The following is a 5,976-nucleotide window of genomic DNA, read 5'->3' on the forward strand; positions in this document are numbered from 1 at the left end:
ATGGATACGCCGGGTCGGACTGCGGCGCCAGTGCCTGCAGCGCCATCGCGCTGCCGGGCTTTCCGTACCCCGGCAACCTTGTTCCCGAGCCGCAGTGGGGCCCATTGGCCCTCGAAAGCACGCTGAACCAGAAACTGCAGCGCGCATTTGGCACCATGCGGTTCACGCTGACGGATCGGCTCAAGGCGGTGGTGGGAGTCAACCACGCGCAATACAGCCGCGACGGAACGAGCTATGGCGTGGCCTCCGACCTTTCACGCAGCAAGACCAGCCCCTATGCCGGGCTGACGTTCGAGTTCACGCCCAGCGTGCTGGGCTACGTGAGCTACTCCGACCTGTATTTCCCGCAGAGCCAGGCCGATGCGAACGACCGCTATCTCGACCCGAGCAAGGGCACCAACTACGAGGCGGGCCTGAAAGCCGACTGGCTGGACAAGCGCCTGCTGACCTCGGTCGCGGTGTTCCAGGCCAAGCAGTCGGGCCTGGCCACGCCCACGGGCACCTATAACCAGAATGGCCAGGCGGTCTACGCGCCCGAAGACGTGAAGTCCACCGGCGTGGAGCTGGAAGCCGTGGGCCGGCTCAACAACCATATCGACCTGACTGCCGGCTATACCACCCTGAAGCTGACCGGCCCGGATGGCGGCGCCGCCTCTTCCTTCGTGGCGCCGGGGCACGAAGTGGTGTTCTCCTTCAAGGTGATCAACCCCGGTTTGTACGTGTACCACTGCGCCACCGCGCCCGTGGCCATGCACATCGCCAACGGCATGTACGGCCTCATCCTCGTGGAGCCGGAAGGCGGCCTGCCGCCGGTAGACAAGGAGTACTACATCATGCAGGGCGATTTCTACACCAAAGGGAAGAACGGCCAGCCCGGCCTGCAGCCTTTCGATATGCAAAAGGCGGTAGACGAGCACCCGGATTACGTGGTGTTCAACGGCAAGGTGGGCTCCCTCACGGGCGACAATGCCATCAGGGCCAACGTCGGTGAAACCGTGCGCCTCTTCGTGGGCAACGGCGGCCCCAACCTGGTATCCTCTTTCCATGTGATCGGTGAGATCTTCGACAATGTGCATGTGGAAGGCGGCGACCTCATCAACAAAAACGTTCAAACCACCCTCGTGCCCGCCGGCGGCGCGGTCATCGTGGACTTTAAGGTCGAAGTGCCCGGCACGTTCGTGATCGTGGACCATGCGTTGACGCGCACCTTCAACAAAGGATCGCTGGGCATGCTCACGGTAACCGGCGACGAGAACAAGCAGATCTATTCCGGCAAGCAAACCGAAGGGATCTACCAGCCCGAAGGCGGCACGATCCAAAAGATGCCCGGCGCAGCGGCGCCTCCTGCACCAAAAGCCGCCAACATCGAAGAACGTATCGCATTGGGCAAATCGGTTTATGCCAAAACCTGCCTCGCCTGCCACCAGGACAATGGCGCCGGCATCGCCAACGCCTTCCCGCCGCTGGCCAAATCCGACTATCTCAACGAAGATGCCGGCAGGGCGATAGATGTGGTGCTGCACGGCAAGCAGGGCGAGATCACGGTGAACGGGCAAAAATACAACGGCGTAATGCCCGCGCAGGTACTGTCTGACGAGGAGATCGCCAACGTGCTGACCTACGTGTACGCCAGCTGGGGCAACAAGAAACAGGAAATCAAACCGGCCATGGTAGCCGCAAAACGGACACATTAACCTTAGCCTATGAATCCTGGATGGCTCTCTGCCGCATGCCTGCTGGTGATTATGTCTGAATCCTGCAATAACCTGACAGTTCTGGATTCGGCTCCGAGTGTGTGGTCGGTTGCCGGCGATGCCGGCGGGGAGCCTTTCATGATTCCCATGAAAGATAACGTAGTGATGATGGAAGTGAAGGGAGGGAACTACACCCCGTTTTATGGCGGGAAGGATACCACCGTCAACGTCAACGATTTTAAAATGGACATCCACCCGGTCACCAACAGGCAATACCTGGCCTTCGTGCAGCGCAACCCGCAATGGCGGCGCTCGGCGGTGAAGCCGATATACGCCAACGGGAATTACCTCGCCGGGTGGGCCAACGATACCACCCCCGGGCCAGGCATGCACCCGGATGCTGCGGTGACCAACGTATCCTGGTTTGCGGCGAAAGCATATTGCAAAGCCACCGGGAAAAAGCTCCCTACCGTTGACCAGTGGGAATATGCCGCGATGGCGGATGCCAGTATGCCGGACGCCAGGAAGAATGCGGCCTACAACCAGCACATCCTCAGCTGGTACGAAAAACCGAATACCGCCGGCAACCCGGTTATGCAGGACAGCGCCAACTATTGGGGCCTGCACGACCTGCATGGCCTGGTGTGGGAATGGACGGAAGATTTTAACGAAGTAATGGTGTCGGGGGAATCGCGGAGAGATGTTTCGGGCGATGCCAATATGTTCTGCGGAAGCGGCAGCATCGGCGCCAGCGATCTCATGAATTACGCCGCGTTTATGCGGTTTGCCTTCAGGGGCAGCCTGAAAGCGAATTACTGCATCCGGAACCAGGGGTTCCGGTGCGTCAACACTGAAAATTAACGAAAGATGAAAAAGAAATATTTGTTGCTGGCCGCGCTGGGCGCATTCCTTGCATCCTGCGGCGGCGTTGAACCGGAGGAAAACAAAGGCGACCTGACAGGCATCGCACAGAGAGACACGATGCCCGCTTCCGCGGAAGCGGCTCCTGAGCCCGCTGCACCAGAAACCGCGGAAGCCAGGATCGCCAATGGCAAAGCCATTTATACCAAAACCTGCCAGGCCTGCCACCAGGAAAACGGCGCCGGCATACCCAACGCCTTCCCGCCGCTGGCCAAGTCGGATTACCTGAACGAAGACGTGAACCGCGCCATACAGATCGTGCTGCACGGCAAAACAGGTGAGGTAACCGTCAACGGCGTCACCTACAACAGTGCCATGCCCGCCCAAACGCTCAGCCACAAGGAAGTGGCCGACGTGCTGACCTACGTGTACAACAGCTGGGGCAACACGGCGCAGGACGTGACGGTGGAGATGGTGGGCGCGGCTAAATAATGCATGCACATCCAGAACGGTAAAAGCAGTTTGTTTTTAGTCTCAATTGTTCTAACAAAGCAGCGGCTCCGGATATCTACGGGGGGGCCCGGTCCGGATGCCCGCTGCACTCAACTGGCACCATATGAAAACGATATCCGTCCTGCTCGCCCTCGCTGCGATGCTCCCGGCATGCACCCGGCGGGCATCCCCCGCGCCACAGGAATCCGGTGAATCGATATTCCACCTTGCCTCGGAGTGGCGCACGGAGGAAGGCAACACCATCCGCCTGAAAGACCTGAAAGGCAAAACGCTGGTAGTGGTGATGATCTACACGACCTGCAGGGCCTCCTGCCCGCGGCTCGTGGCCGACATGCTGGAGCAGCTGAAGGCTTTCGCCGTGGGGAAGGACATGGACGGGCAGGAGTGGACGTTTTTGCAGGGAAATGACGAATCCGTCCGCGAGCTCGCCAATGTGCTGGCCGTGAAGTACAAGGAGATCTCGCCGATGGATTTCAGCCATTCCAATATCATCAGCGTCTTCAATCCCGCCGGCGACCTGATCCACCAGATGGAAGGCCTCGGCGTGAACAATAAAGAAACCCTATCCGCCATCACCCAATCCGCCGGACATGAATAAATTAACCATCCTATGCTGCTGCGCCCTGCTGCTGGCAGGCATCCCATCCCGCGGGCAACAAACCGACGTCAGCGCCGACCTCCGTTTCCGGTACGAATACCGCCACGGGTACGGCGCGCCGTTCCACGACACGCTGAAAGCCGCCAGCTTCATGACGCAGCGCACCCGCATTGTCATCGACCATACTTCATCGAAATTAAAACTGCGCATCGCGCCGCAGAACGTGCGGACCTGGGGAGACGTGGCCACCGGGGCCAGGACCGACGCCAACTTCCAGATGCACGAAGCCTGGGCGGAGCTGCTGTTCGCGAAGAACTGGTCCGTTAAAGCCGGCCGGCAGGAACTGAATTACGACGACGCGCGCATCCTCGGGAATGTGGACTGGACGATGCAGGCCCGCAGCCACGACGTGCTCCTGTTCAAATACACGCCTTCCAAAGCGCAGGCCCTGCATGCCGGCGCCGCCGTCAGCGCCCTGCGGGAATCCAACGCGCGGGAGCCTTACACCATTCCCCAGCAATACAAACACCTGCAATTCGCATGGTACCACCGGCAGGGAGAGCACTTCAGCCTCAGCCTGCTCGCCCTGAACCAGGCTTTGCCTTACCTCGTATCACAAAAAGAAAAGCTCGCCTGGAACCAGACCTTCGGCACCCGCGCCACCTACGCACGCGAAGGCTGGAACACCGGCGTTTCCCTGTACGCGCAAACCGGCAAGCTGAACGGCAATAGCCTCTTCGCCTGGAATGCCGCCGGCAACGTCAGCTACCGCCTGGAAAGCGGCTGGGCGCCCGGCCTGGGGATGGAATTCCTTTCCGGGAAAGCAGGGAACGACAGGGATGCGGGCTTCAAAAGCTTCACGCCCTGGTTCGGCACCAACCATAAATTCAACGGGTTTATGGACTACTTCTTCGTCGGCAACCACGCCAACTCCGTGGGGCTGACGGACCTGTACGCCCATCTCGCCTACGAAAAGCCCAGGTTCAAAGCCCGCATCACCCCGCACTATTTCGCCACGGCGGCGGGGCTGTACCGCAACGGACAAAAACTGGACAACTATCTCGGCACCGAAATCGACTGTACGTTCGGTTACCGGGTGATGGAATCCGTGTGGCTGAACGGCGGCTACTCGCAGATGCTGGCCACCGAAAGCATGGAAGCGCTGAAAGGCGGCAGCCGGCATGCCAACAACTGGTTTTTCCTGGAGTTGCAGGTCAACCCGAAACTTTTCTCCTTTAAGACAACGACCGGCAAATAATCGTATCCGTTCACCCATCAAACCGGGCAAACATGATGAACAGCATAGCAGAAACATTGGGCAAAACGCGGCCCTTCTACCAGGAAACCGGTAAAGAGGAGGCGGTGTTCACCCATGCATTCCATAACCAGATACCCGTTTTATTAAAAGGCCCCACCGGCACGGGCAAATCCCGCTTTGTGGAATACATGGCGGCCGTGCTGGGGAGGCCGCTAATCACCGTATCCTGCCACGAAGAAACTTCCTCTACCGACCTCATCGGCCGCTACATCGTGAAAGGCGCGGAAACCGTGTGGATCGACGGGCCGCTGGTGTCCGCCGTAAAAACCGGCGCCATCCTCTACCTCGATGAAATGGCCGAAGCGCGGCCCGACGTGATCGTGGCCATCCACCCGCTCACCGACCACCGCCGCCAGCTCTACATCGACAAGCTGGGCGAAACCGTGTGCGCCGGGAGCGACTTCATGCTCGTGGCCTCCTTCAACCCGGGTTACCAGCGGGGCTATAAGGAACTGAAGCCCTCCACCCGCCAGCGCTTCGCGGGCATCTCGTTCCGGTACCCGGACGCGGACACGGAAAAGAACATCCTCATCCGCGAGACCGGTGTGGATGCCGACGTGGCCACCCGGCTGGTGAAGATCGGCGGCAAGATCCGCAACCTGCGGGAACTGGGATTGGCCGAAACGGCCTCCACGCGCCTGCTGGTAGACGCCGCGCGGCTGATCCGCAGCGGGCTGCCGAAAAGGCTCAGCGTGCGCACAGCTATTATTGAACCTTTAACCGACGACGACGAAACCATCGCCGCGCTGTGCGACGTCGCCGACCTCATGATATAACATGGCACTCGACGAATACATATTCGGCAGGGTGGCCCGCTACTTCCGGCACAGGAAACTGCAGGCGGCAAACGCATCGCACATCGTGGCGCTGGAGCCCCTGCGGCCCCGGCTTACCCTGCTGGCAAGAGCGCTTACCGGCAGGCCGGTGGAGATATTCCCCGCCGTGAAAGAGGCGGCTTCAAGGGCGACAGCTTCTTCCTCCCCGAAAAATGC

General features: G+C 60.0%; 7 protein-coding genes. All 7 read left to right on the top strand.

The window, feature by feature from the left end:
* Positions 1 to 1,694 (top strand): TonB-dependent receptor (locus Q0510_RS00130; protein WP_298707124.1); only part of this gene is annotated, 1,694 nt, incomplete at its 5' end.
* 9 nt (positions 1,695 to 1,703) lie between these two features.
* Positions 1,704 to 2,555, top strand: a complete 852-nt coding sequence (locus Q0510_RS00135; RefSeq protein WP_298707126.1) for a formylglycine-generating enzyme family protein — start codon at positions 1,704 to 1,706, stop codon at positions 2,553 to 2,555.
* 6 nt (positions 2,556 to 2,561) lie between these two features.
* Positions 2,562 to 3,047 (top strand): cytochrome c, encoded by a 486-nt coding sequence (locus tag Q0510_RS00140; protein ID WP_298707128.1) that lies wholly within the window; start codon positions 2,562 to 2,564, stop codon positions 3,045 to 3,047.
* A gap of 124 nt (positions 3,048 to 3,171) precedes the next feature.
* Positions 3,172 to 3,666, top strand: coding sequence for an SCO family protein (locus Q0510_RS00145; protein ID WP_298707130.1), 495 nt, complete (start codon positions 3,172 to 3,174; stop codon positions 3,664 to 3,666).
* Positions 3,659 to 4,924 (top strand): alginate export family protein, encoded by a 1,266-nt coding sequence (locus Q0510_RS00150; RefSeq protein ID WP_298707132.1) that lies wholly within the window; start codon positions 3,659 to 3,661, stop codon positions 4,922 to 4,924. The genes Q0510_RS00145 and Q0510_RS00150 overlap by 8 nt, the downstream gene beginning before the upstream one ends.
* A 32-nt stretch (positions 4,925 to 4,956) precedes the next feature.
* The gene (locus Q0510_RS00155) at positions 4,957 to 5,760 is read left to right on the top strand and encodes a CbbQ/NirQ/NorQ/GpvN family protein (RefSeq protein ID WP_298707134.1); all 804 of its coding nucleotides are present in this window, start codon (positions 4,957 to 4,959) and stop codon (positions 5,758 to 5,760) included.
* A gap of 1 nt (position 5,761) precedes the next feature.
* Positions 5,762 to 5,976 (top strand): hypothetical protein (locus Q0510_RS00160; RefSeq protein ID WP_298707136.1); only part of this gene is annotated, 215 nt, incomplete at its 3' end.

The sequence above is a fragment of the uncultured Chitinophaga sp. genome, assembly GCF_937874145.1.
Classification (GTDB): Bacteria; Bacteroidota; Bacteroidia; order Chitinophagales; family Chitinophagaceae; genus Chitinophaga.